This window comes from Mycolicibacterium xanthum (genome assembly GCF_019710635.1).
Taxonomy (GTDB): Bacteria; Actinomycetota; Actinomycetes; order Mycobacteriales; family Mycobacteriaceae; genus Mycobacterium; species Mycobacterium xanthum.
Genome location: NZ_JAIFZS010000065.1, coordinates 1 through 24592, shown reverse-complemented (window position 1 = coordinate 24592; position 24592 = coordinate 1). Strand labels below are relative to the sequence as shown.

Annotated in this window: 20 protein-coding genes; 13 read left to right on the top strand and 7 right to left on the bottom strand. The window is 71.0% G+C overall.

Annotated elements, in window-relative coordinates:
- Nucleotides 1–241: 241 nt before the first annotated feature.
- Both moeZ and JDV09_RS22980 read left to right on the top strand, forming a co-directional pair.
- Nucleotides 242–1423, top strand: a complete 1182-nt coding sequence (gene moeZ, locus JDV09_RS22985; protein WP_255605891.1) for an adenylyltransferase/sulfurtransferase MoeZ — start codon at nt 242–244, stop codon at nt 1421–1423.
- A 36-nt stretch (nt 1424–1459) separates the two neighbouring features.
- A complete protein-coding gene (locus JDV09_RS22980) occupies nt 1460–2314 on the top strand; it encodes a TIGR02569 family protein (RefSeq protein ID WP_221371451.1) in 855 nt (284 codons plus the stop codon).
- Between the two features lie 70 nt (nt 2315–2384).
- Here the strand turns inward: JDV09_RS22980 and JDV09_RS22975 are convergent, their stop codons facing one another.
- Nucleotides 2385–2681 (bottom strand): MGMT family protein, encoded by a 297-nt coding sequence (locus JDV09_RS22975; protein WP_221371450.1) that lies wholly within the window; start codon nt 2679–2681, stop codon nt 2385–2387.
- 2 nt (nt 2682–2683) lie between these two features.
- Nucleotides 2684–3472, bottom strand: coding sequence for an alpha/beta fold hydrolase (locus JDV09_RS22970; RefSeq protein ID WP_221371449.1), 789 nt, complete (start codon nt 3470–3472; stop codon nt 2684–2686).
- A gap of 67 nt (nt 3473–3539) precedes the next feature.
- Here JDV09_RS22970 and JDV09_RS22965 point away from each other — a divergent pair, with 67 nt between their 5' ends.
- Nucleotides 3540–6665, top strand: coding sequence for an ATP-dependent helicase (locus tag JDV09_RS22965; RefSeq protein WP_221371448.1), 3126 nt, complete (start codon nt 3540–3542; stop codon nt 6663–6665).
- Nucleotides 6662–9931, top strand: coding sequence for an ATP-dependent helicase (locus tag JDV09_RS22960; RefSeq protein WP_221371447.1), 3270 nt, complete (start codon nt 6662–6664; stop codon nt 9929–9931). Before JDV09_RS22965 ends, JDV09_RS22960 begins: the two co-directional genes overlap by 4 nt.
- 53 nt (nt 9932–9984) lie before the next feature.
- Here JDV09_RS22960 and JDV09_RS22955 read toward each other — a convergent pair whose 3' ends face one another.
- Nucleotides 9985–10383, bottom strand: a complete 399-nt coding sequence (locus JDV09_RS22955) for a DoxX family protein (RefSeq protein WP_221371446.1) — start codon at nt 10381–10383, stop codon at nt 9985–9987.
- A gap of 46 nt (nt 10384–10429) precedes the next feature.
- On the opposite strand from JDV09_RS22955, the gene JDV09_RS22950 reads away from it, so the two are divergent.
- On the top strand, nt 10430–11509 hold the full coding sequence (locus tag JDV09_RS22950; RefSeq protein WP_221371445.1) for a potassium channel family protein: 1080 nt from the start codon (nt 10430–10432) through the stop codon (nt 11507–11509).
- Nucleotides 11506–12438, top strand: a complete 933-nt coding sequence (gene nudC / locus JDV09_RS22945) for an NAD(+) diphosphatase (RefSeq protein ID WP_221371444.1) — start codon at nt 11506–11508, stop codon at nt 12436–12438. The genes JDV09_RS22950 and nudC overlap by 4 nt, the downstream gene beginning before the upstream one ends.
- A 31-nt stretch (nt 12439–12469) precedes the next feature.
- Here the strand turns inward: nudC and JDV09_RS22940 are convergent, their stop codons facing one another.
- Nucleotides 12470–12724, bottom strand: coding sequence for a mycoredoxin (locus JDV09_RS22940; RefSeq protein ID WP_221371443.1), 255 nt, complete (start codon nt 12722–12724; stop codon nt 12470–12472).
- Nucleotides 12725–12792: 68 nt separating this feature from the next.
- On the opposite strand from JDV09_RS22940, the gene JDV09_RS22935 reads away from it, so the two are divergent.
- The 3 genes from JDV09_RS22935 (at nt 12793) to JDV09_RS22925 (ending at nt 15639) form a co-directional block, all read left to right on the top strand.
- Nucleotides 12793–14925, top strand: a complete 2133-nt coding sequence (locus JDV09_RS22935; RefSeq protein ID WP_221371442.1) for an ATP-dependent DNA helicase UvrD2 — start codon at nt 12793–12795, stop codon at nt 14923–14925.
- Between the two features lie 113 nt (nt 14926–15038).
- Complete coding sequence (locus JDV09_RS22930; RefSeq protein ID WP_221371441.1) at nt 15039–15206, top strand: hypothetical protein; 168 nt, start codon at nt 15039–15041, stop codon at nt 15204–15206.
- A 154-nt stretch (nt 15207–15360) separates the two neighbouring features.
- Nucleotides 15361–15639 (top strand): WhiB family transcriptional regulator, encoded by a 279-nt coding sequence (locus JDV09_RS22925; RefSeq protein ID WP_221371440.1) that lies wholly within the window; start codon nt 15361–15363, stop codon nt 15637–15639.
- A gap of 66 nt (nt 15640–15705) precedes the next feature.
- Here JDV09_RS22925 and JDV09_RS22920 read toward each other — a convergent pair whose 3' ends face one another.
- The 3 genes from JDV09_RS22920 to JDV09_RS22910 are packed head-to-tail and all read right to left on the bottom strand — an operon-like array spanning nt 15706 to nt 19351.
- Nucleotides 15706–17043, bottom strand: coding sequence for a macrolide-binding ATPase MABP-1 (locus JDV09_RS22920; RefSeq protein ID WP_221371453.1), 1338 nt, complete (start codon nt 17041–17043; stop codon nt 15706–15708).
- A gap of 42 nt (nt 17044–17085) precedes the next feature.
- Nucleotides 17086–17919, bottom strand: coding sequence for a bacteriocin biosynthesis cyclodehydratase domain-containing protein (locus tag JDV09_RS22915; RefSeq protein ID WP_221371439.1), 834 nt, complete (start codon nt 17917–17919; stop codon nt 17086–17088).
- Nucleotides 17920–17977: 58 nt separating this feature from the next.
- Nucleotides 17978–19351 (bottom strand): zinc-dependent metalloprotease, encoded by a 1374-nt coding sequence (locus JDV09_RS22910; protein WP_255605884.1) that lies wholly within the window; start codon nt 19349–19351, stop codon nt 17978–17980.
- A gap of 137 nt (nt 19352–19488) precedes the next feature.
- Here JDV09_RS22910 and JDV09_RS22905 point away from each other — a divergent pair, with 137 nt between their 5' ends.
- The 4 genes from JDV09_RS22905 to JDV09_RS22890 form a co-directional block, all read left to right on the top strand.
- Nucleotides 19489–20511 carry a YlbL family protein gene (locus JDV09_RS22905; protein WP_221371437.1) on the top strand — a complete coding sequence of 341 codons (1023 nt, stop codon included), beginning with the start codon at nt 19489–19491 and terminating at the stop codon, nt 20509–20511.
- A 90-nt stretch (nt 20512–20601) separates the two neighbouring features.
- On the top strand, nt 20602–23613 hold the full coding sequence (locus JDV09_RS22900) for a UPF0182 family protein (RefSeq protein WP_221371436.1): 3012 nt from the start codon (nt 20602–20604) through the stop codon (nt 23611–23613).
- A gap of 81 nt (nt 23614–23694) precedes the next feature.
- The gene (locus JDV09_RS22895) at nt 23695–23874 is read left to right on the top strand and encodes a hypothetical protein (protein WP_221371435.1); all 180 of its coding nucleotides are present in this window, start codon (nt 23695–23697) and stop codon (nt 23872–23874) included.
- 107 nt (nt 23875–23981) lie between these two features.
- Nucleotides 23982–24592 (top strand): hypothetical protein (locus tag JDV09_RS22890; RefSeq protein ID WP_221371434.1); only part of this gene is annotated, 611 nt, incomplete at its 3' end.

The following is a 24592-nucleotide window of genomic DNA, read 5'->3' as shown; positions in this document are numbered from 1 at the left end:
CTACGCGCACTAGGCAACCGCTTCGTCGGCATCCTCCACGGCTGCCTACGCCACCACACCCACTACGACGAACACACCGCGTGGGCACACCGCACACCCCACGCCGCTTGACACTTACAGACTAGGGATGTCTCGCCGGCGCTGACCGCGCGGGAAGCGTCGGGCCCTCGTTGCTGTTGCACCACGTACCTGCTGAGATGGTGTCTGTAACCAACCAAGGAGAAACTCGGTGTCCTCACCGTTGCCGCCGCTGGTAGAGCCCGCGGCCGAACTCACCCGCGAAGAGGTTGCGCGTTACAGCCGGCACCTCATCATCCCCGACCTCGGCGTGGAGGGGCAGAAGCGGCTGAAGAACGCCCGTGTCCTGGTGATCGGTGCCGGGGGGCTGGGCTCGCCGACGCTGCTGTACCTGGCCGCCGCCGGGGTCGGGACCATCGGCATCGTCGAGTTCGACGTCGTCGACGAGTCCAACCTGCAGCGCCAGATCATCCACGGCCAGTCCGACATCGGCCGGCCCAAGGCCCAGAGCGCCCGCGACTCGATCCGCGAGGTCAACCCGCTGGTCGAGGTCCGGCTGCACGAGTTCCGTCTGGAACCCGACCGTGCGGTGATCCTGTTCAAGCAGTACGACCTGATCATCGACGGCACGGACAACTTCGCGACCCGATATCTGGTCAACGACGCCGCGGTACTGGCGGGCAAGCCGTACGTGTGGGGTTCGATCTACCGCTTCGAGGGTCAGGTATCGGTGTTCTGGGAGGACGCCCCGGCCGACGAGGCCGGCAACGAGCGCGGCCTGAACTATCGCGATCTGTACCCCGAGCCGCCCCCGCCGGGAATGGTGCCGTCCTGTGCCGAGGGCGGGGTGCTGGGCATCCTGTGCGCGTCGATCGCTTCGGTGATGGGCACCGAGGCGATCAAGCTGATCACCGGGATCGGCGAGTCGCTGCTGGGCCGGCTGATGGTCTACGACGCGCTGGACATGACCTATCGCACCATCAAGATCCGCAAGGATCCGGACACCCCGAAGATCACCGAGCTGATCGACTACGACGAGTTCTGCGGCGTGGTCTCCGACGAGGTCGCCGAGGCCGCGGTCGACTCCACCGTCACTCCACGCGAGCTGCGCGAGATGCTGGACTCCGGCAAGAAGTACGCGCTGATCGACGTGCGTGAGCCGGTGGAGTGGGACATCAACCACATCGACGGCGCCGAGCTCATCCCGAAGTCGGCGATCGAGGCCGGCGACGGGCTTTCCAAGTTCCCGCAGGACCGGGTGCCGGTGTTGTACTGCAAGACCGGGGTCCGTTCGGCCGAGGCGCTGGCCGTGATCAAGAAGGCGGGTTTCGCCGACGCGCTGCACCTGCAGGGCGGGATCGTGGCCTGGGCCAAGCAACTCGAACCCGACATGGTCATGTACTAACGCCGGGTTGGCGGTCGCTGCGCATAGGCTGTGGCGGTGACCGCCGAGCGCCCGCCCGACCATGTGCTCGCGGCGTTCGGGCTGTCCGGTGTGCAGCCGGTGCCACTGGGTTCCAGCTGGGAGGGCGGCTGGCGGTGCGGTGAGGTGGTGCTCTCACTGGTCGCCGACCACGCCCGGGCGGCATGGTCGGCCAAGGTCCGCGAGACCCTGTTCGTCGACGGCGTCCGGCTGGCCCGGCCGGTGCGCTCGACCGACGGCCGCTACGTCGTCGCCGGCTGGCGGGCCGACACCTACGTCGCAGGCACCCCGGAGCCGCGGCACGACGAGGTCGTCTCGGCTGCGGTGCGGTTGCACGAGGCCACCGCCAAGCTGGAGCGGCCCCGGTTCCTGACCCAGCCCCCGCTCGCGCCGTGGGCGGACGTCGACGTGTTCATCGCCGCCGACCGTGCCGCGTGGGAGGAGCGGCCGCTGCACGCGCTGCCCCCGGGCGCGCGGGTCGCGCCGGGCACCGCCGACGCGCAGAAGTCGGTCGAGCTGATCAACCAGCTCGCGGCGCTGCGCAGGCCGGCCAAGAGCCCCAGTCAGCTGGTGCACGGAGACCTCTACGGCACAGTGCTTTTCGCCGGGAGCGCGGCCCCGGGCATCACCGACATCACACCGTACTGGCGCCCGCCGGCCTGGGCGGCCGGAGTGGTCGTCGTCGACGCGCTGTCGTGGGGGGAGGCCGACGACGGCCTCATCGACCGGTGGTCGTCGCTACCGGAGTGGCCACAGATGTTGTTGCGCGCCTTGATTTTCCGGCTTGCCGTGCATGCGTTGCACCCGCGGGCGACGGCCGCCGCGTTCCCCGGGCTCGCCCGCACCGCCGCGCTGGTACGACTGGCGCTCTGAGCCCCGGACGCCGACCGTGCATTCCCGGTAGTTGCCGCCGGAATTCAGCACCGCCAGAACCCGCTCGGCGTCAGAAGGCGTGGCGGTAGTCGCGCAGCGGCACCCGTCCGCCGGCGGCGAGTACCCCGTCGGCCCGCAGTCGCTCCAGTTGCCGGGTCGCCAGATGCGGCGCGGGTCGTCCCGACGCCGGAACCACCCGGTGCCACGGCAGATCCGAGGAGTCGGTGCGCATGATCCATCCGACGATGCGCGGGCTGGACAGCCGCGCGGCGGTGGCGATGTCGCCGTAGGTCGCCACCCGGCCGACGGGGATCGACGCGACCAGTGCCCGCACGGTCTCGACCTGTTCGTCGGTCACCGCGGCCATCGCTAACCGGCGTCGAGGTGCGTGCGGATCAGTGCGGCGGTTTCGGCGGGCAGCGCCTGGGCCACCATGTGGTCGCAGTCCCAGTCCAGCAGCGTGAACTGCGCACCGAGACGGTCGCGCAGCGCCTCGATGAGACGGTCGCCGGCGTACGGCGGGTCCACCTTGCGGGCCCGCACCAGTGTGGTGCGGATTCGGTTGGGCGGCAGCGGCACCGGACGGGCCAACTCACTCCAGTAGGACAGCATCGCGGGAACGCCGATCCGCCAGCCACAGCGTCCGCCGGGCAGCGCCACCAGGTGCTCGTCGAGTTCGCGCTCCAGTTCGGCGGGCTCCACCTCGGCCCAGGAGCCGTTGGCCTTCTCGGCGCGGGCCTCCTCGCGGTCGGTGTAGTCGGGGGAGTCGAGCATCGCGTCGGCGACCTCGCGCATCCACTCGCCGTCCAGGCCGACGGCCGGGTCGAGCAGGACCAGTGCCGCGACCAGATCCGGCCGGGCCGCGGCGAGGCCGAGCGCGATCGCGCCCCCGAACGAATGGCCCACGACCACCACCGGACCGCCGCCGTCGGTGTCGAGCAACGCCGCCAGCGCCGCGACGTTGTCGTCGATCGTCCACGGTGCGGCCCACGAGGAGTGGCCGTGCCCGATCAGGTCGGGGGCGCACACCGCGACGCCGGGAAGGTGGCGCTCCGCCAGCGTCAGCCACCGCCGGCCGTGGCCGGTCAGGCCGTGGATCGCCAGCACCTCGGGCGGGCCGGCCGGACCGTACCGGTGCACGTGCAGTCGGTTGCTCACCCGCACGATGCTGCCAGCAGGCGCCGGGGCGGGCCAAGTTGTCGGACCCCCGTGATGTCATGCCCTCATGTCTGCGCCCCACACCGAGCTCACCGCGGCCGCCCTGTCCCGACCCGATCTGCGGGGCACGGTCCGGCTGCTGGGCGGGCCCGGCACCGGGAAGAGCACGCTGCTGATCGACACGGCGGTCGCGCACATGGCGGCCGGGCAGGATCCGGAATCGGTTCTGCTGCTGACGGGTTCGTCGCGGCTCGGGGCCCGGGCCCGGGCCCAGGTCACCGCGCGGCTGCTGTCGGCGGGCGAGCGCACCGTGGTGCGTCAACCCCTGGTGCGCACCCTGCATTCGTATGCGTTCGGGGTGCTGAGGCTGGCGGCGGCACGCAACGGCAGCCCGCCGCCGCGGCTGATCACCAGCGCCGAGCAGGACGGCATCATCCGGGAGCTGCTGGCCGGAGATCTCGAGGACGGTGACGCCTCACCGGTACGGTGGCCGGAGCGGCTGCGGCCGGCGCTGACCACCGTCGGCTTCGCGACCGAGCTGCGCGATCTGCTGGCCAGGTGCAGCGAGCGTGGCGTCGATCCCCTTGTCCTGCAGCGCATCGGGCGGCTGTCGGGGCGGGCGGAATGGCAGGCCGCGGGCCGCTTCGCGCAGGCCTACGAGCAGATCATGCTGCTGCGCTCGGCGGTGGGCATGGCGGCCCCGCAGGCCACCGTGCCCGCGCTGGGTGCCGCCGAACTGGTGGGGGCGGCGCTCGAGGCGTTCGCGGCGGACGCCGAGCTGCTGGCCGCCGAGCGGGTCCGGGTGCGGCTGCTGCTGGTCGACGACGCCCAACACCTCGATCCGCAGGCCGCGCGGCTGGTGCAGGCGCTGGCGTCGGGCGCCGAACTCGCCGTGATCGCCGGGGACACCGGCCAGAGCGTGTTCGGCTACCGCGGCGCCGACCCGGTGCTGCTGCGCGGCGACGGTCCCGCCCTGACGCTGACCCGCTCGCACCGCTGTTCCGCTGAGCTGGCCCGGGCCATCGGCGCGATCGGGCGGCGGCTGCCGGACGGCGGCGGCCTCCGCGAGTTCACCGGTACCGACGCGACGGGCTCGCTGACCGTGCGCGTCGCCGCGTCGCCGCACGCCGAATCCGCCCTGATCGCCGACGCGCTGCGGCGCGCCCATCTCGTGGACGGCGTGCCGTGGCGGCAGATGGCGGTGATCGTGCGCTCGGTGCCGAGGATGGGTGCCGCGCTGGGCCGGGCGCTGTCGGCGGCCGGTGTGCCGGTGGATCTGGCTCCGGGCGGGGTGCCGCTGGCCGAACAGCCCGCGGTGCGTGCACTGCTGACCGCGCTGTCGGCCACGGCCGACGGGCTCGACGGTGAACGCGCCGTGCAGCTGGTCACCGGTCCGATCGGCCGGGTCGATCCGGTGTCGCTGCGTCAGCTGCGGCGCGCACTGCGCCGCGCCGCCCCCGGTCATGCCGAGAGTTTCCCCGACCTGCTCGCCGCGGCGGTCCACGGCGGCGCCGCCACCCTCTCCGACGAGCAGCAGCGCGCACTGGGACGGGTGCGCACGGTGCTCACCGCGGCACGCCGCAGCGTGGCGGGCGGACACGATCCGCACCACACCCTGTGGCAGGTGTGGAACCGGTCGGGACTGCAGCGGCGCTGGCTGACGGCCAGCGAGCGGGGCGGCCCGGCGGGTGCACAGGCCGACCGCGATCTCGACGCGGTCACCGCCGTGTTCGACATCGCCGAGCGGTACGTCCAACAGACGGCGGGCGCGTCGCTGGGTGGTCTGATCGACCACATCGAGGCGCTGGCGTTGCCGCCGGTCGCCCGCGAGGACGGCCCGGAGCCCGATGCCGTGTCGCTGCTCAGCGCCCATTCGGCGTTGAACCGCGAGTGGGAGTTCGTGGTGATCGCCGGCGTCCAGGAAGGGTTGTGGCCCAACGTCGCCCCGCGGGGCGGGGTGCTGGCCACCCAGCAGCTGGTCGATGTCATCGACGGGGTCGCCGACGCGGACCAGCGCGGGCTGTCCAGCCGCGCACCGCTGCTGGCCGAGGAACGCCGGCTGCTGATGGCCGCGATGGGGCGGGCGCGCAGCCGGCTGCTGGTCACCGCGGTCGACAGCGACGGTGGTGACGACGCGATGCTGCCGTCGTCGTTCTGCCAGGAGCTGGCGGCGCTGGCGACCGGGGACGACCCCGCACCGCCGCATCCGGTGCGGGCGCCGCGGGTGCTGGCCCCCTCGGCGCTGGTGGGCCGGTTGCGCTCGGTCGTCTGCTCGGCGCCGGATGCGGTCAGTGACGCCGAACGAGCCTGTGCGGCAGCCCAGTTGGCGCGGCTCGCCGGGGCCGGGGTGGCGGGTGCCGATCCGGCGTCGTGGTACGGCATGCGCGACGTGTCCACCCGCGAACCGCTCTGGCAGGCCGACGACCACGTGGTCACCCTGTCACCGTCGACACTGCAGATGCTTTCGGACTGTCCGCTGCGCTGGCTGCTCGAGCGGCACGGCGGGGCGCGCGCCCGTGACGTGCGATCGGCGTTGGGGACGATCGTGCACTCGTTGATCGCCGAGGACGGCACGACCGAGTCGGCCATGCTCAACGAACTCGAGAAGGTCTGGCAGTTCATCCCTTTCGAGGCGCAGTGGCACGCCGACAACGAGCTCGTCCGGCACCTGCAGATGCTGTCGACGTTCCTGGGCTGGCGCGCCGAGACCCGGCATCGGTTCACCGAGATCGGCACCGAGATCGAAGTCGAGGGTGAGCTGATCGCCGCGCAGGACGGTGCCCCCGCGGTGCAGGTGCGGGGCCGGCTCGACCGCCTGGAACGCGACGGCGAGGGGCGCTTGGTGGTGGTCGACGTCAAGACCGGCAAGACCCCGGTCACCAAGGACGACGCGCAGAGCCACGCCCAGCTGGCGATGTACCAGCTGGCCGTCGCCGCCGGCCTGATCGCCGACGGCGACGAGCCCGGCGGCGGGCGGCTGGTGTATCTGGGCAGGACCAGCGCCGGCGCGGCGACCCAGCGGGAGCAGGACGCGCTGACCGAGGCGGGCCGGGCCGAGTGGCAAAACCTGGTGGGTGAGGCCGCGGCGGCCACCCGGGGCCCGCAGTTCGTGGCCCGGATCAACGACGGCTGCGCGCACTGCCCGGTGCGGACGATGTGCCCGGCCCAGCAGACCGGGGGCGGTGACCGATGAGCGCAGTGCACAGCCCGGCCGCGCTGGCCGACGCCCTCGGGCTCTTCCCCCCGACCGACGAGCAGGCCGCGGTCATCGCGGCGCCACCCGGGCCGCTGGTGGTGATCGCCGGGGCCGGCGCCGGCAAGACCGAGACGATGGCCGCCAGGGTGGTCTGGCTGGTCGCCAACGGTTATGCCCGACCGGGTGAGGTGCTGGGTCTGACGTTCACCCGCAAGGCCGCGGGGCAGCTGCTGCGACGGGTGCGCGCCCGGCTGGCCCGTCTCGCCGGGTCCGGTCTGATGCTGCCCGGGGCGGTCGACGGCTCCGCCATGTCCGACGACCCGGTCACCGTTGGCACCTACCACGCCTTCGCCGGGAACCTGCTGCGGGAGTACGGCCTGCTGCTGCCGGTCGAACCCGACGCCCGGCTGGTCGGTGAGACGGAACTGTGGCAGTTGGCTTTCCGGGTGGTGTGCGAACACCCGGCGGCGCTGGACACCGACAAATCGCCGGCGTCGGTCACCGCGATGGTGCTCAAGCTGGCCGGCCAGCTCTCCGAGCATCTGGTGGACACCGGGCAGCTGCGCGACACCCATCTGGAGCTGGAACGGCTGATCCATCACCTCCCGGCGGGCAGGTACCAACGCGACCGCGGGCCGAGCCAGTTCCTGCTGCGGACGCTGGCCACCCAGACCGAGCGGACCCTGCTGGTGCCGCTGATCGACGAGCTGCACCGGCGGATGCACGCCGAACGCGTCGTCGACTTCGGCATGCAGATGGCCCTGGCGGCGCGGCTGGCCGAGCGGTTCCCGCAGGTGGGTGAGCAGCTGCGGCAGCGCTACCGGGTGGTGCTGCTCGACGAGTACCAGGACACCGGACATGCCCAGCGGGTCGCGCTGTCGTCGCTGTTCGGCGGCGGCGCCGACGACGGCCTGGCCCTCACCGCCGTGGGCGACCCGATCCAGTCGATCTATGGCTGGCGCGGTGCGTCGGCGACCAACCTGCCGCGATTCACCACCGATTTCCCGCGTTCGGACGGCACCCCTGCGCCCACGCTGGAGCTCAACACCAGCTGGCGTAACCCGCCGGAGGTGCTCGAGCTGGCCAACCAGGTGTCGGCCGACGCGCGGCGCCGCTCGGTGGCGGTGCGCGCGCTGCGGCCCCGTCCGGACGCCGAGCCCGGCGACGCGCGGTGCGCGCTGTTGCCCGACGTCGAGGCCGAGCGCGAGTGGGTCGCCGCCGAGCTGGCGCGCCGCTACCACGCGGGCCTGGCGGCCACCGGATCCGCGCCGACGGCCGCCGTGCTGGTGCGCCGCAACGCCGATGCCGCGCCGATGGCCGAGGCGTTGAGCCGGCGTGGGCTGCCCGTCGAGGTGGTCGGGCTGTCCGGCCTGCTGGCGGTGTCCGAGGTCGCCGACGTCGTCGCGATGCTGCGGCTGGCCGCCGACCCGACCGCCGGGGCCGCCGCCGTGCGGGTACTGGCCGGCCCGCGCTGGCGGCTCGGTGCCCGCGACATCGCAGCGTTGTGGCGTCGGGCCGTCGAGCTGGACGGCGCGCCCGTCCCGGCTGCCGCCGGGCTGGGTGAGGTCGTCGCGCAGGTCGGGCCGGAGGGCGACGCGCCATGCCTGGGCGAAGCGATCTGCGATCCGGGCGCCGCGGCGGCCTACTCGGCCGAAGGGCTGGCCAGGATCACCGCGCTCGCACGTGAGCTGACCGCGCTGCGGTCGCACCTGGACAGCCCGCTTCCCGACCTGGTCGCCGAGGTGCGCCGGGTGCTGGGTGTCGACGCCGAGGCGCGGGCGGCCCGCCCGGTCGCCGCCGGCTGGTCGGGAACCGAGCACCTCGACGAGTTCGCGGACGTGGTGGCCGATTTCGCGGCGCGCCCGGCGGCGACGGTGGCCGCTCTGCTGGCCTTCCTCGACGCCGCCGAGCAGGTCGAGAACGGGCTCGCGCCCGCCGAGGTCGCGGTGTCCGGGGAACGCGTGCAGATCCTGACCGTGCACGCCGCCAAGGGGCTGGAGTGGCAGATCGTCTCGGTGCCGCACCTCAGCGGGCGGGTGTTCCCGTCGACGGCGTCGCCGCGTACCTGGCTCACCGACGCCGCCGACCTGCCCCCGCTGCTGCGCGGCGACCGGGCCGGCGTGTCCGAGCACGGTGTGCCGGTGCTGGACACCTCCGACGTCAGCGATCGTAAAGGGCTGTCGGACAAGATATCCGATCACAAGCGCAGCCTCGACGAGCGCCGCACCGACGAGGAGCGTCGGCTGCTGTACGTCGCCATCACCCGCGCCGAGCGCGCGCTGCTGGTGTCGGGACATCACTGGGGCGCGACGGAATCCAAGCCGCGCGGGCCCTCGGTGTTCCTGACCGAGCTCAGGGATGCGATCGACGCGTCCGCGGCGGCGGGCAGGCCGTGCGGCGCGGTCGATGTGTGGGCCGACGCCCCGGCCGACGGCGATGTCAACCCGCTGCGCGACCGGGTCGTCGAGGCGATGTGGCCGGTCGACCCGGTGGGCGGGCGGCGTGCGGACACCGACCGCGGCGCCGCGTTGGTGGCCCGGGCCATGGCCGCCGGTGAGGACGCCGGCGAGCACGGCGACGTGCACGGGTGGTCCGGCGATGTCGATGCCCTGCTGGCCGAGCGTGCCCGTTCGACCGAGCAGCCCGCGCCCGGGTTGCCGGCGCAACTGTCGGTCAGCGCGATGGTCGAACTCGACCGCGACCCCGAGGCAGCCACCCAACGGCTGCACCGCCGCCTGCCGCGCCGGCCCGATCCGCAAGCGTTGACGGGCACCGCCTTTCACGAGTGGGTGCAGCGCTACTTCCAGGCCGAGAAGCTCTTCGATCTCGACGATCTGCCCGGTGCCGTCGACGCCGACCGGCAGGACCGGGGTGAACTCGAGGAACTGCAGGCCGCTTTCGCGGTGTCGTCGTGGGCCGCACGCACCCCGATCGACGTCGAGGTGCCGTTCGACATGATGATCGCCGGCCGGGTGGTCCGGGGCCGCATCGACGCGGTCTTCGCCGACGACGACGGCGGTTTCACGGTCGTGGACTGGAAGACCGGCGCACCGCCCTCGACGACGGAAGCTTTGCAGCACAACGCGGTTCAGCTCGCCGTCTACCGGCTGGCATGGGCTCGGCTGCATGGCTGCCCGGTGGGTTCGGTGCGCGCGGTGTTCCACTACGTCGGCTCGGGGCGCACCGTGGCGCCCGACGAGCTGCCCGACGCCGACAGCCTGGCCGCGCTGCTCGCCGACGTGGTGGCCGGGAAGGCGGCGTGACGGCCGGTCAGGAGCGGCGGTAGATCTCGGTCAGGGGCTGCGGTAGGTCTCGGTCAGGAGCTCCGGTAGATCTTGAGCGCCGCGGTGATCATCGGGATCTGCAGCGGCAGGCGTGCCACCGCGACGATGCGCATCGGCAGCGACTTGGTCGGGTCCCTGAACCACAGCCGCACCATGTTGACGTTGGCCGGGAACACCGCGACGAACAGGGCGACCGCGGCCAGTGCGCCGAGGCGGCGGGTCTTGGGGGCCAGCAGTGCGGCGCCGGTCCCCAGCTCGGCCACCCCGGAGGCGTAGGTGTAGAACCGGGCGCTGCCCGGCAGTTCGGCCGGCACGATCGTGTCGAACGGTTTGGGTGCGGCGAAGTGCAGTGTGCCGATGCCCAGCAACATCGCCGCCAGCCGGTAGGCACCTGTTGGGGATTGCTGCGGTGCGGATGTGGGAGGGGTCATGATTACATTGTGCTGATGCGGCAGCCTCACCCCATGACGGGCCCCCGTGGCTAAGGGCGGTCTGCGACGACGGCTTCTCCGGGTCGATCAATCGCTCACCGATCTCCCGGTGCACGCGCTCACCGACCGGGTGCAGATTCCCGAGGAAGTGCCGAGCCCGTGGGTCCGGATCACCAAACGGATCGTCATCGCGCTGGCGGTGCTGTGCGCGGTGGTGCTGATCGTCTACCTCGATCGCGACGGGTACCGCGATGTCCAGGAAGACGGCCTGTCGCTGCTGGACTGCTTCTACTACGCGACGGTGTCGCTGTCGACCACCGGGTACGGCGACATCACGCCCTATACCGAGACCGCGCGCCTGGTCAACGTCCTGATCATCACGCCGCTGCGGGTGGCCTTCCTGATCGTGCTCATCGGTACCACCGTGGAGACGCTGACCACCGAGTCGCGGCAGGCGTTCAAGATCCAGCAATGGAGGAACAAAGTGCGCAACCACACCGTGGTGGTCGGTTACGGCACCAAGGGCCGCACCGCCGTGGCCGCGATGGTCGGCGACGAGGTCGCACCGGCCGACATCGTCATCGTCGACGAGAACCCGGCCGCGCTCGAACGCGCCAAGAGCGCCGGGCTGGTCACCGTCCGGGGCAGCGCCACCGATTCCGAGGTGCTGCGCCTGGCCAGCGCCCAGCACGCCAAGGCGATCATCGTGGCCACCAACCGTGACGACACCGCGGTACTGGTCACGCTCACCGCGCGTGAGCTGGCGCCGAAGGCCAAGATCATCGCCGCGGTCCGGGAGGCGGAGAACCAGCACCTGCTCGAGCAGTCCGGCGCCGATTCCACGGTGGTGACCTCCGAGACCGCCGGGCGACTGCTCGGCATCGCCACCCAGACGCCCAGCGTGGTCGAGATGATGGAGGACCTGCTCACCCCCGACGCCGGATTCGCCATCGCCGAGCGGGAGATCACCCCCAAGGAGATCGGCGGGTCGCCCCGCCACCTGCCCGACATCGTGCTGGGGGTGGTGCGCAACAACCAGCTGATCCGGGTGGACGCACCGGAGGTCGACGCGCTCGAGCTGGGGGACCGGCTGCTGTACATCCGGTCCGCGGATGCCGAGCGATGACCCCGGCGGGGTTCCGGCTGCGCAACGTCCCCCTGCTGTCCCGGGTCGGTGCCGACCGGGCCGACACGCTGCGCACCGACGTCGACGCCGCGGTGGCCGGCTGGCCGGATGCGCTGCTGCTGCGGGTGGACCGCCGAAACCAGGTGCTGATCTCGCAGGGCCGCGCGGTGCTGAACCCGGCCACCGGCGCGGGTGAGACCCCACCGCAGGATGCGGTGTTTCTCGGCCGGCTCGACGACGGCAGGCACGTGTGGGCGATCCGCTCGGACCTGCAACCCCCCGACGACCCGCACGCGCCCACCGAGGTGCTCGATCTGCGGCGCACCGGTGACGTGTTCGACGACCTCAGCGCGCAACTGGTGGCCACCGCGACGGCGTTGCTGAACTGGCATGACAGCGCCCGGTTCAGTCCTGTCGACGGCGCGCCGACGGCGCCGGTCAAGGCCGGCTGGTCCCGGGTCGACCCGCTGACCGGGCACGAGGAGTTCCCGCGGATCGATCCGGCGGTGATCTGCCTGGTGCACGACGGCCACGACCGGGCCGTGCTGGCCCGCCAGACGTTGTGGCCGGAGCGGCTGTTCTCGATCCTGGCCGGGTTCGTCGAGGCGGGGGAGTCCTTCGAATCGTGCGTGGTCCGTGAGATCGCCGAGGAGATCGGCCTGACCGTCACCGGCGTCGAGTACCTGGGCAGCCAGCCGTGGCCGTTCCCGCGGTCGCTGATGGTGGGCTTTCACGCGCTGGGCGACCCCGAACAGGAGTTCTCGTTCAACGACGGCGAGATCGCTGAGGCGGCGTGGTTCACCCGCGCCGAGATCCGCGAGGCGCTGGACCGCGGCGACTGGAGTTCGGGCGGCACTTCCCGGTTGCTGCTGCCGGGGTCGATCTCGATCGCGCGGGAGATCATCGAATCCTGGGCCGCGCTGGACTGACCGGCCCGGGTTGCGTCTGCGCGCCGGGAAACTAGCCGGCCAGCTTGGCCTTGACCTGAGCGCCGCTCGGGTTGGTCAGCGTGGACCCGTCGGCGAACTTCAGCGTCGGCACCGTCCGGTTGCCGTTGTTGACGGACGCCACGAAAGCGGCCGCGGTCGGGTCGCGCTCGATGTCGACCTCGGTGTAGGCGATGCCCTCTTTCTTCAGGGCCCTCTTCAGGCGGAAGCAGAAACCGCACCACATGGTGGTGTACATAATGACCGCGGCGGCGTCGTCGGTGCTCATAAGCCCATCAACGTAACCGATGCCCGATCCATGCCGCGCCCGGTCCACATGTGTCCTAGCTCGCTGACATGATGGTGGCCATGTCCCCCACGGCCTCGCGTGACCTGCTGTTGGGCGACCTGGACGACGAGCAGCGCGACGCGGTGCTCGCCCCGCGCGGCCCGGTGTGCGTGCTGGCCGGGGCGGGAACCGGCAAGACCCGCACCATCACCCGTCGCATCGCGCACCTGGTGACGGCCGGGCACGTCGCACCGGGGCAGGTGCTCGCCGTTACGTTCACGCAACGCGCGGCCGGGGAGATGCGGGGCAGGCTGCGTGCGCTCGGCGGGAACGCGCCCGGCGCGTCGACCGAGTCGGTGCAGGCGATGACGTTCCACGCCGCCGCGCGCCGCCAGCTGTCCTATTTCTGGCCGCGCGTGGTCGGCGACACCGAATGGCAACTGCTGGACTCGAAGTTCGCGGTCGTCGCACAGGCCGCCAACCGCGCCGGGTTGCCCACCGGCACCGACGACGTGCGCGACCTGGCCGGCGAGATCGAATGGGCGAAGGCCTCGTTGATCACCCCGGAGGACTATCCGGTGCGGGCCGGCGACACCGGTCGCGACATCCCGTTCGAGGCCGCCAAGGTCGCCGAGGCCTACGCCGGCTACGAGACGCTCAAGACCCGCCGCGAGGGGCTGGTGCTCCTTGACTTCGATGACCTGCTGCTGCACACGGCGGCGGCGATCGAGAACGACGCGGCGGTGGCCGCCGAGTTCCGGGACCGGTACCGCTGTTTCGTGGTGGACGAATACCAGGACGTCACCCCGCTGCAACAACGGGTGCTCGACGCCTGGCTCGGTGGCCGGGACGACCTGACCGTCGTCGGCGACGCCAACCAGACCATCTACTCGTTCACCGGCGCCTCCCCGCGCTACCTGCTCGACTTCTCCCGGCGCTTCCCCGAGGCGGCGGTGGTCCGGCTGGAGCGCGACTACCGGTCCACCCCGCAGGTGGTGTCGCTGGCCAACCGGGTCATCGCGGCCGCCCGGGGCCGGATGGCGGGCAGCAGGCTGCATCTGGTGGGGCAGCGCCCGCCGGGGCCCGAGCCGATGTTCAACGAGTTCCCCGACGAGGTCGCCGAGGCCGCCGCGGTGGCCCGCACGGTCAAGAACCTCGTCGAATCCGGCACGGCCGCTTCGGAGATCGCGGTGCTCTACCGCATCAACGCGCAGTCCGAGGTTTACGAGGAGGCGCTGACCGAAGCGGGGGTGCCGTTCCAGGTCCGCGGCGGCGAGGGGTTCTTCAGCCGCCAGGAGATCCGCCAGGCGCTGCTCGCACTGCAACGCGCCGCCGAGCGCGGCGTGGCCGAGGACGATCCGCTGCCCGAGGTGGTGCGCATCACGCTGGAACCGCTGGGGCTGACCGGCGAACCGCCTGCGGGCACCCGGGCCCGCGACCGGTGGGAGGCGCTGGTCGCGCTGGCCGAACTCGTCGACGAGGAGGTCGCGCAGCGCCCGCAACTGGACCTGCGCGGGCTGCTCGCCGAACTGCGTCAGCGCGCCGATTCCCGTCACCCACCGACCGTGCAGGGCGTCACACTGGCCTCGCTGCACGCCGCCAAGGGGCTGGAATGGGATGCGGTGTTCCTGGTCGGGCTGGCCGACGGCACGCTGCCGATCTCGCACGCGCTCGCGCACGGCCCCGACAGCGAGCCGGTGGAGGAGGAACGCCGCCTGCTCTACGTCGGGATCACCAGGGCCCGGGTGCATCTGGCGTTGAGCTGGGCGCTGGCCCGCACCCCGGGCGGGCGCCAGGGCCGCCGGCCGTCGCGGTTCCTCAACGGCATCGCGCCACAGGCGCAGCGTGACGACGGTCCCAGCCGGCCGCGCAAGCCGCGCGGACCGGCCCCGCGCTGTCGGGTGTGCAACTCGGCGCTGAGCTCGCCGGCGGCCATCATGCTGCGCCGCTGCGAGACCTGCCCGTCGGACCTCGACGAGCAGCTGCTGGGCGATCTCAAGGAGTGGCGGCTGCGGATCTCCAAGGAGATGAGCGTGCCGGCCTACGTGGTGTTCACCGACAACACGTTGATCGCGATCGCCGAGTCGCTGCCGAGCGACGACGCGGCGCTGGTCGCGATCCCGGGGATCGGCGCCCGCAAGCTCGAACAGTTCGGCGCCGACGTCCTCGAGATGGTCCGCAGTCGCCGGGCCCCGACCTGACCGGCCCGACGAAAGCCGCTGGTCAGAAAATCGCTTGTCGGATTCGTCGGGTAGCGTCTAGCCTCGAGAACACACGGACGACGGCTCATGTGCGAAAGGAGGGTGCCCCGATCATGTTCAGCAACATCAGCTTCACCGGCGTAGCCGCTGTCGGCATGACGCGGACCCTCCAGGACCCGATCTGGGTCGCCACCGCCACTGCCGCAGCCGCGCGCGCCGCGGCGCGCAAGCGCCACGCCGCAGCCGGCACGATTGCCGCGTCCGTCAGGGGTCACCGCTAGCAGCCACCACCCCGCCGCCCAGGCCACGGACCCGCAATCGGATCCGTGGCCAGTTTCATTCCGGGCCCACCGCCTCGAAACCTGGTCGCCGATCCATCGGAAGTTCACAGATGGCAGACGAGAAACCAACAACCAGGAAGCAGAGGAACCGGACATGTCTCCGCTGATGACGTGCGAGGGAGCGAAGCTGGCGGTGCCGTGCCATGTCGAGGACCCCGACCTGTGGTTCGCCGAGGATCCGCGTGACCTCGAACGCGCCAAGGCGCTGTGCGCCGGTTGCCCGATCCGGCGCGAGTGCCTGACCGCGGCGCTCGAGCGCGGGGAGCCGTGGGGGGTGTGGGGTGGCGAGATCCTCGATCGGGGTGCCGTCGTCGCCCGCAAGCGGCCGCGGGGCCGGCCCCGCAAGGACGCCAAAGACCCTGTCGCCGCGTGATTTTCATGACGTGAGCGGACGCAGAATCACCCATTCCGGTACGCAACGAGGTGAGCCCGCGACAGGTCAGACCCCGTCGGGATCGGCGAATCCCGGCACCATCTCCTCGGCGATGCGCCGCGTCGGGACGTGGGCGTCGAGCTGACAGGAGATCGCCACGATCGACGCGATCACCCGCATCGGGATCACCAGCTTCGGGGGGATGTCCATCTGGCGCGCGGCCCTGATCTGGCCGGCCGCGCGGTCGAGTTCGAGGGTGGCCATGCGCTGCAACCATTTCCGGCGGTAGTGGAATACCGGGACCTCCAGCGGTTCGACGTACTGCCTGAGCATTTCGTCGATCTCGCGGGTGGACACCTCCTGACCCTTCTGGATGAAGCCCACCTTCCGCATCGTGGGCAGCAGCTTGTCGTAGTTCCTGTCGACCGCGTAGCGCAGGATCTGGCCCAGTTCGACCGGCCAGCCACCGGGCATCGGTGCGACCGCGCCGAAGTCGATGACGCCCATCTTGTCGCCGGGCAGCAGCATGAAGTTCCCGGGGTGGGCGTCGCCGTGCACCATCTCCAGCCGCCGCGGCGCGTCGTCGCAGAACTCGAACAGCCGGGTGGCCATCAGGTCGCGCTGCTCCTGGGTGCCGTCGCGGATGATGTGCGACAGCGGGATGCCCTCGATCCACTCCTGGATCACCACCTTGGGCGCGCTGGCCACCACGTGCGGCACCAGGAACTTCGGGTCGCCGTGGTAGGCCTTGGCGAACGCGCGCTGGTTGTCGGCCTCGAGCCGGTAGTCGAGTTCCATCTCGGTGCGCTCGATCAACTCGTCGACCACGCCCTGCACGTCGGCGCCGGGGGAGAGTTGCCGCAGCACGCTGACCATCCGCTGCATCGTCTTGAGGTCGGCGCGCAGCGCCTCGTCGGCGCCCGGGTACTGGATCTTGACCGCGACCTCGCGGCCGTCGGCCCAGATCGCCTTGTGCACCTGGCCGATGCTGGCCGACGCGACCGCGGTGTCGTCGAAGGAACGGAAGCGTTCCCGCCACTTGGTGCCCAGCTGGGCGTCGAGCACCCGGTGCACCTTGGCCGCGGGCAGCGGCGGCGCCTCGCGCTGCAGCTTGGTCAGCGCCTCGCGGTACGGCTTGCCGTACTGCTCGGGGATGGCGGCCTCCATCACCGACAAGGCCTGGCCGACCTTCATTGCGCCGCCCTTGAGCTCGCCGAGCACCGTGAACAATTGCTGGGCGGCCTTGTCCATCAGCTCGGCGTTGACCTCGTCTTTCGACTTGCCGGTCAGCCGTTTGCCGACGCCCAGTGCGGCGCGCCCGGCGATCCCCACCGGCAACGTCGCCAGCTTGGCGTTGCGCGCTGCCCGGCCCCGCTTGATCTCGCTCACCAGACCATCATCCACGACGGTGCTGAACTTCCACCAACCAGTTGGCAACGTTTGATGTCAACATGGGCACTTCGGGTGCCGGGACCAGCTCCGGGCTGCGACGATGCCGTGTCCGACGTCGATTTCCAGCGTGGTGTCCAGCGTCGACGGCAGCCTTGTCCCGGCGCCGCCGGACCCGCCGCCCAGCGCCCGCAGGACGTCGTTGACCTCGCGCAGCGCCAGCGCCGCGGTCGCCAGCAGCGTGGGCCGGTCGGCGCTGCCCACGGTGCGGCACAGCTGCCACGCGATCGCCGGCCAGGCGGCGTCGCGGTCACTGCGGTGCAGGTCGGCGCAGCGCAGGCAGCTGGTCACGCCGGGAAGCACCAGCGGTCCGACGAGCCCGGCGCCGTCGCGCACCCGCACCGGCAGGTGCGGCACCCCGGCGTCGTGCAGGTCACGCACCACCCGCGGATCGGCGACCAGATAGTCGGTGAGCACGGCCAGGTCGACGTTGGCGCCCACCGCGTGGGTGCGCGAGCTGTGGCTGATCCGCACCCCGGAGCAGCGCAGCGCGGAGGTCAGCAGGTCCGAAAGCGGCCCGCCGCCGTGCAGCCGGACCGCGGCCGAGTGGGCCGGCGGTTCGGTCGCCGCGCTGACGATGCCACGCTGGAGCAGGTGCGCGACCAGCCCGGCCACCAGGGCGGGATCGGTGCCGTGGCCCTCGGCCAGCGTCTGCAGTCCGGCGACGGTCGCGACACCCTGCAGTGCGCGCAGCAGGTCGGCCAGCACCGTCGTGGCCATTCCGGATGGCGGGCACACCGCCACGGCGCGGCGGGGGTCCCAGCCGATCTGCACCGTGCCGTCCGGGCGGGACAGCACGGGGGTGGTCGGGTCGAGCGCGTACCGCGTCATCCCTCGACGGTGTCACGCGCCGACGGCGCCGGGCCGAGTTATCCACAGGGCGCCGGTGTTACGGGGTGTTCTCCCCGTCCCCGCCGCCGTCGGTGTCGCGGGCCTGGTTCAGCGCCTGCTCGATCTCGCTGTCGATGCCGCTGATGTCGCCGCCGAGCACATGGTCGATGAAGGCCGCCGGATCGTCCAGGTCGGAGCCGTCGGGAAGCAGGTCGGGATGCTGCCAGACGCCGTCGCGGGCGTCGGCGCCGACCGCCTCGGTCAGCCGCTCCCACAGCACCGCCGCCTCGCGCATCTTGCGGGGCCGCAACTCCAGACCCACCAGGGTGGCGAACGTCTGCTCGGCCGGTCCGCCGGTGGCGCGGCGGCGGCGCAGCGTCTCCGAGAGCGCCGAGGTGCCGGGGATCCGGTCACCGAGCGCGGCGGACACCACGGTCTGCACCCAGCCCTCGATCAGGGCCAGCAGGGTCTCCAGGCGGTCCAGCGCCGCGGTCTGCTCGGGGGTGGCCTTGGGTTCGAAGATGCCCTGGTTGAGCAGCTGTTCCATCGCCGACGGGTCGGTCAGCGAGGCCGGGTCGAAGCCGCGCGCGAACTCCTCGATCCCGCTCATGTCGATCTTGGTGCCCTTGGCGAACGCCTCCACGGCACTCAGCAGCTGGGCCGACAGCCACGGCACGTGGCTGAACAACCGGTGATGGGCGGCCTCGCGGGCGGCCAGGAACGTGACGATCTCGCTGCGCGGCTGTTCGAGGCCCTCGGCCAGCTCCTCGACCGCGTCGGGCAGCAACGCCGCGACCCCCTTCGGGCCCAGCGGCAGCCCGATGTCGGTGGAGGTGAGCACCTCTTTCGACAGCTTGCCCAGGGCCTGGCCCAGCTGCGAGCCGAACGCCATGCCGCCCATCTGGGTCATCACCGACAGCAGCGGGCCCGCCATCGCCTGGGCCTCCTCGGGCAGCGCCGAGGCCCACACGGTCGAGAGCTGCTCGGCGACCGGGTCGCACAACCGCTTCCAGGTGTCCAGCGTGTTGTCGATCCAGTCGCTCGGTGTCCAGGCCACCGCGGTGGTGGTGCCCGCGGGCAGCGCGGTGACGCCGTCGAGCCAGGTCTCGGCCAGGTGCACCGCATCGGCGACGGCCTTGGTCGTCTGCTCGGGCACCGGGGCCACGAAGCCGATGGAGTTCGACGCCAGCTGCCGGGCCAGGTCGTAGTTCACCGGGCCGGAGGCCTTGCCGGTCGCCATCGCCGAGCCGGCGCCGCTGAACATCTCACCGAGCTTGCTGAAGATCTGGCCGAGCTGCGACATGTCGAAATCGCCGCCGCCGCCGAATCCGAACGGGTCACCACCGGGCCCCGATCCGGAACCGGGGTCCTTCTTGCGTTTGTCGCGCTCGGGGTCGTCCCCGGCGGAGAAGCCGAAAGGCAGGTCAGCCATGTCCTCAACGGTACTCACCGCGTCGGCGCCGTGCCGGGGGGTGGGTCACGCTGTCAGTGAACGGGCGGGCGCGCGGCTCGCCGAATCCGGGCCGGGCCCGGCGAACATCTACTGCGCGAACATCTACTGTAGGCGGCGTGAACAGGCGGATGTGGACCCTCGTCGTCACGCTGGTGCCGGTCCTGGTCTTCGGTGTCCTGATGACGTCGGTGGCGGTGCCCTACGTCGCGCTGGGTCCCGGACCGACGTTCGACACCCTCGGTGAGGTCGACGGCAAGCAGGTCGTCGACATCGAGGGGGCCGAGGTTCACCCGACCTCGGGGCACCTCAACATGACCACGGTGTCGCAGCGCGACGACCTGACGCTGGTGCAGGCGCTGGTGTTCTGGGCTTCCGGCAACGATCAGCTGATCCCGCGCGACCTGGTGTACCCGCCGGACAAATCCCGCGAAGAGGTCGAGGAGGCCAACAGCCGCGACTTCCGGGAATCCGAGGACAGCGCCGAGTACGCCGCGCTGGACTACCTCAAGTACCCGATGGCCATCACCGTGGAGAGCATCGCCGAGGACGGCCCGTCCGAGGGCAAGCTGCAGGCCGGTGACGCGATCGTCGGCGTCAACAACACGCCGGTCGCCAACCTGGACGAGTTCCAGGCGATCCTCAAGGACACCAAGCCGGGGGACACCGTCGTCGTCGACTACCGCCGCAAGAACGCGCCGGCCGGCACGGTCGAGGTGACACTGGGTGAGCACCCCAACGGCGACCAGGGCTACATGGGCGTCAACGTGCTCGACGCGCCGTGGGCGCCGTTCAGCATCGAGTTCAACCTCGCCAACATCGGCGGGCCGTCGGCGGGCCTGATGTTCAGCCTGGCCGTCGTCGACAAGCTGACCACCGGTGACCTCAACGGATCGAAGTTCGTGGCGGGCACCGGGACCATCACCGGCGACGGCAAAGTGGGCTCGATCGGCGGCATCACCCACAAGATCGCGGCGGCCGCCGACGCCGGGGCGACGGTGTTCCTGGTGCCGGCCGAGAACTGCGACGAAGCCAAAACCGCCGACGAGAACGGCATCGATCTGCTCAAGGTCGAGACCCTCGGGCAGGCGATCGACTCGATGCGGACGCTTTCCGCTGGTGGCGAACCTCCCCGCTGCTGATTCGGCGCGTCCACCCCGATGCGTACAGTTGGGGAACAAAGTCGGGGAACCTGAACAGATGCTGGGAATGTTCAAGAGCGGAGTGATCGAGTGGGTATGCGGCCCGCGGCCAAAATGCCGAAGCTGACGCGACGAAGCAGGGTACTGATCGCGGTCTCGCTGGCCGCAGTGCTGCTGTTGCTGATCGGTCCCCGGTTCATCGACACCTACGTCGACTGGCTGTGGTTCGGTGAGCTGGGCTACCGATCGGTGTTCACCACGCAGGTGATGACCCGCATCATCATCTTCCTGGTCGTCACCGTGTTCATCGCCGGCGTGGTGTTCGCGGCGATGGCGCTGGCCTACCGCACCCGTCCGGTGTTCGTGCCCACCGCCGGCCCCAACGACCCGATCGCCCGCTACCGCACGGCGGTGATGTCCCGGTTGCGGCTGATCGGCATCGGGGTGCCGCTGTTCATCGGTGTCTTGGCGGGCTTCGTCGCGCAGAGCTACTGGGACCGCGCCCAGTTGTTCCTGCACGGCGGCAGCTTCGGCATCACCGATCCGCAGTTTGGCATCGACCTGGGCTTCTACGCGTTCGACCTGCCGTTCTACCGGCTGGTGCTGTCCTATCTGTTCGTCGCGACGTTCCTGGCGTTCGTCGCCAACCTGCTGGGCCACTACCTGTTCGGCGGAATCCGGCTCACGGGCCGTTCCGGCGCACTGAGCCGCTCGGCGCGCATCCAGCTGGTCACCCTGGTCGGGGTCTTCGTGCTGCTCAAGGCGGCCGCCTACTGGCTGGACCGTTATGAGTTGCTCAGCCACACCCGCGGCGGCAAGCCGTTCACCGGGGCCGGCTACACCGACATCAACGCGGTGCTGCCCGCCAAGCTCATCCTGATGGCCATCGCCATCATCTGCGCCGTGGCGGTGTTCTCCGCGATCTTCCTGCGCGACTTGCGCATCCCCGCGATCGGTGTGGTGCTGCTGCTGTTGTCGTCGCTGGTCGTCGGTGCGGGCTGGCCGCTGGTGGTCGAGCAGATCAGCGTCCGGCCCAACGCCGCGCAGAAGGAGAGCGAGTACATCAGCCGCTCCATCGCCGCGACCAGACAGGCCTACGGGCTCACCAACGAGACCGTCACCTACCGCGACTACGCCGGCAATGCGCCGGCGACCGCGCAACAGGTGGCCGCCGACCGCGCGACCACGTCCAACATCCGGGTGCTCGACCCGAACATCGTCAGCCCGGCGTTCACCCAGTTCCAGCAGGGCAAGAACTTCTACTACTTCCCCGACCAGCTGAACATGGACCGCTACAGCGACGCCGGCGGCGACCTGCGCGACTACGTGGTGGCCGCCCGCGAGCTCAACCCGGACCGGCTGATCGACAACCAGCGCGACTGGATCAACCGGCACACCGTCTACACCCACGGCAACGGCTTCATCGCCTCGCCGGCCAACACGGTGCGCGGGGTGGCCAATGACCCCAACCAGAACGGTGGCTATCCGGAGTTCCTGGCCAGCGTCGTGGGCGCCAACGGCGAGGTGGTCTCGCCCGGGCCGGCCCCGCTGGACCAGCCGCGCATCTACTTCGGCCCGGTGATCGCCAACACCTCGGCCGACTACGCCATCGTCGGCGAGAACGGGGCGCCCCGCGAGTACGACTACGAGACCAACACCGAGACGCGCAACTACACCTACACCGGTTCCGGCGGTGTGCCGATCGGCGGCTGGTTCGCGCGCAGCTTGTTCGCCGCCAAGTTCGCCGAGCGCAACTTCCTGTTCTCCAACGTGATCGGCGAGAACAGCAAGATCCTGTTCAAGCGCGATCCGGCCGATCGGGTCAAGGCGGTGGCGCCGTGGCTGACCACCGACACCGCGATGTACCCGGCGATCGTGAACAAGCGGATGGTGTGGATCATCGACGGCTACACCACGCTGGACAACTACCCGTACTCGGAGTTGATGTCGCTGTCGAGCGCGACCGCCGACTCCAACGAGGTGGCGCTGAACCGGCTGCAGCTCGACAAGCAGGTGTCCTACATCCGCAACTCGGTCAAGGCCACCGTCGACGCCTACGACGGCACCGTGACGCTCTATGCGCAGGACGAGAACGACCCGGTGCTGCAGGCGTGGATGAAGGTGTTCCCGGGGACCGTGCAGCCCAAGAGCGACATCAGCCCCGAGTTGCAGGAGCATCTGCGCTATCCGGAGGACCTGTTCAAGGTGCAGCGGGCGCTGCTGGCCAAATACCACGTGGACGACCCGGTGACGTTCTTCTCGACGTCGGACTTCTGGGACGTCCCGCTGGACCCCAACCCGACGGCCAGCAGCTACCAGCCGCCGTACTACATCGTCGCCAAGGACCTGGCGGAGAACAACGATCAGCCGTCGTTCCAGCTGACCAGCGCGATGAACCGGTTCCGGCGTGACTTCCTGGCGGCCTACATCAGCGCCAGCTCGGATCCCAAGACCTACGGCAAGCTCACGATTCTGACGATTCCGGGTCAGGTCAACGGCCCCAAGCTGGCGTTCAACGCGATCAGCACCGACACCACGGTGTCTCAGGAACTCGGCCTGATCGGCCGCGACAACCAGAACCGGATCCGCTGGGGCAACCTGCTGACGCTACCGATGGGCGAAGGCGGATTGCTCTACGTGGCACCGGTATACGCGTCCCCGGGCACCAGCGACGCGGCCTCGTCGTACCCGCGCCTCATCCGGGTGGCGATGATGTACAACGACAAGATCGGTTTCGGACCGACGGTGCGCGACGCGCTGACCGATCTGTTCGGCCCCGGCGCCGGGGCCACCGCGACCGGGCCGGCGCCGACGAACGCGCCCACCGGTCAGCAGCCGGCGGCGCAGCCACCGGCCAACACGTCGCCACCATCGGCCACACCGCCCACCCGGACCGGACAGGCGCCCGAGGTGCCGACCCCGGTCGCGGTGCCGCCGTCCGGGCCGACCGAGCTGTCGTCGGCGAAAGCCGCTGCGCTGCAGGAGGTCAACGAGGCACTCGATGCGGTGCGTGAGGCCCAGCGCAGCGGTGATTTCGCGCAGTACGGCGAGGCGCTGCAACGTCTCGACGACGCGATGAACGACTACCAGTCGACCGGCTGACCACCGCCGCCTGCAGGCCTCCATCTCCAACCTGCGCCGGCGCTGCGCGGTGACCGGCAGCGGGCGCTCGACGACCTGGCCGTGGCGCGGGACATCGCCGAACGCACCGGCGGGCTACCGACGCTGCTGCGCTGCCGGTTGCTGGACTGCGAGCTGACCGAGGCGCGCACCGAGCGCGTGGCAGCGGCCCGGCTACTGGCCGCCGACGCCGAGGAGATCGGGATGGCCGGCGTCGCGCAGGCGGCGCGGGCGCTGATCTGATCGTCCGCACTTTCGCCGAAGCATTGATCTGCGTCCGGTTCGGGGAGGACGATGAGTTCAGTCCGGCGGCGCCGTCGTGACGCTGCCGCTGACGACGGAGGCAGAGCATGTATGCACGCAGTTCGACCATTCACGCACGGACCTCGGCGCTCGACGCCGGGATCAAATACGTCCACGACACGGTGTGGCCGGCACTCGGCGGTCTCGACGGCTATGTCGGATTGTCGCTGCTGGTGGACCGCCTGACCGGGCGATGCATCGCGACGACGGCATGGCAGACCGAGCAGGCGATGGCCGACAGCCGCGAGCCCACGGTCGCGCTGCGGGACCGCGCGGCGCAGATCCTCGGCGGTAGCCCGACCGTCGACGAATGGGAGATCGCCGCGCTGCACCGCGACCACCATTCCGGGCCCGGCGCCTGTGCCCGCGTCACCTGGGCGCGGGTCGAACCCGAGACGGCCGATCGCGCCATCGACGGTTACCGGCTGGCCACCCTTCCGGCACTGGCGGAGCTCGACGGCTTCTGCAGTGCCAGCCTGCTGGTCGACCGCGAATCCGGATTCGGGGTCGCGACGGTGTCGTTCGACAGCGACGAGGCGATGAAGCGCAGCCGCATCGCCACGGACGCGATGAAGGTCGCCACGATGCGCGACAGCGGCGCCGAGATGCTCGACGAATGCGAGTTCGAGCTGGTGCTGGCGCATCTGCGGGTCCCCGA

Excerpts from the sequence above, each read along its gene's own strand:
- JDV09_RS22915 (WP_221371439.1), bottom strand. The coding sequence starts at position 17,919 with ATGACGCGGTACGCGCTCGACCCGACCACCCCCGTGCTGTCCCGCCCG.
- JDV09_RS22940 (WP_221371443.1), bottom strand. The coding sequence starts at position 12,724 with ATGAGCACCGACGACGCCGCCGCGGTCATTATGTACACCACCATGTGG.
- JDV09_RS22910 (WP_255605884.1), bottom strand. The coding sequence starts at position 19,351 with ATGGCTGACCTGCCTTTCGGCTTCTCCGCCGGGGACGACCCCGAGCGC.
- JDV09_RS22960 (WP_221371447.1), top strand. The coding sequence starts at position 6,662 with ATGAGCGCAGTGCACAGCCCGGCCGCGCTGGCCGACGCCCTCGGGCTC.
- JDV09_RS22930 (WP_221371441.1), top strand. The coding sequence starts at position 15,039 with ATGTTCAGCAACATCAGCTTCACCGGCGTAGCCGCTGTCGGCATGACG.
- nudC (WP_221371444.1), top strand. The coding sequence starts at position 11,506 with ATGACCCCGGCGGGGTTCCGGCTGCGCAACGTCCCCCTGCTGTCCCGG.
- JDV09_RS22955 (WP_221371446.1), bottom strand. The coding sequence starts at position 10,383 with ATGACCCCTCCCACATCCGCACCGCAGCAATCCCCAACAGGTGCCTAC.
- JDV09_RS22965 (WP_221371448.1), top strand. The coding sequence starts at position 3,540 with ATGTCTGCGCCCCACACCGAGCTCACCGCGGCCGCCCTGTCCCGACCC.
- JDV09_RS22925 (WP_221371440.1), top strand. The coding sequence starts at position 15,361 with ATGTCTCCGCTGATGACGTGCGAGGGAGCGAAGCTGGCGGTGCCGTGC.
- JDV09_RS22975 (WP_221371450.1), bottom strand. The coding sequence starts at position 2,681 with ATGGCCGCGGTGACCGACGAACAGGTCGAGACCGTGCGGGCACTGGTC.
- JDV09_RS22935 (WP_221371442.1), top strand. The coding sequence starts at position 12,793 with ATGATGGTGGCCATGTCCCCCACGGCCTCGCGTGACCTGCTGTTGGGC.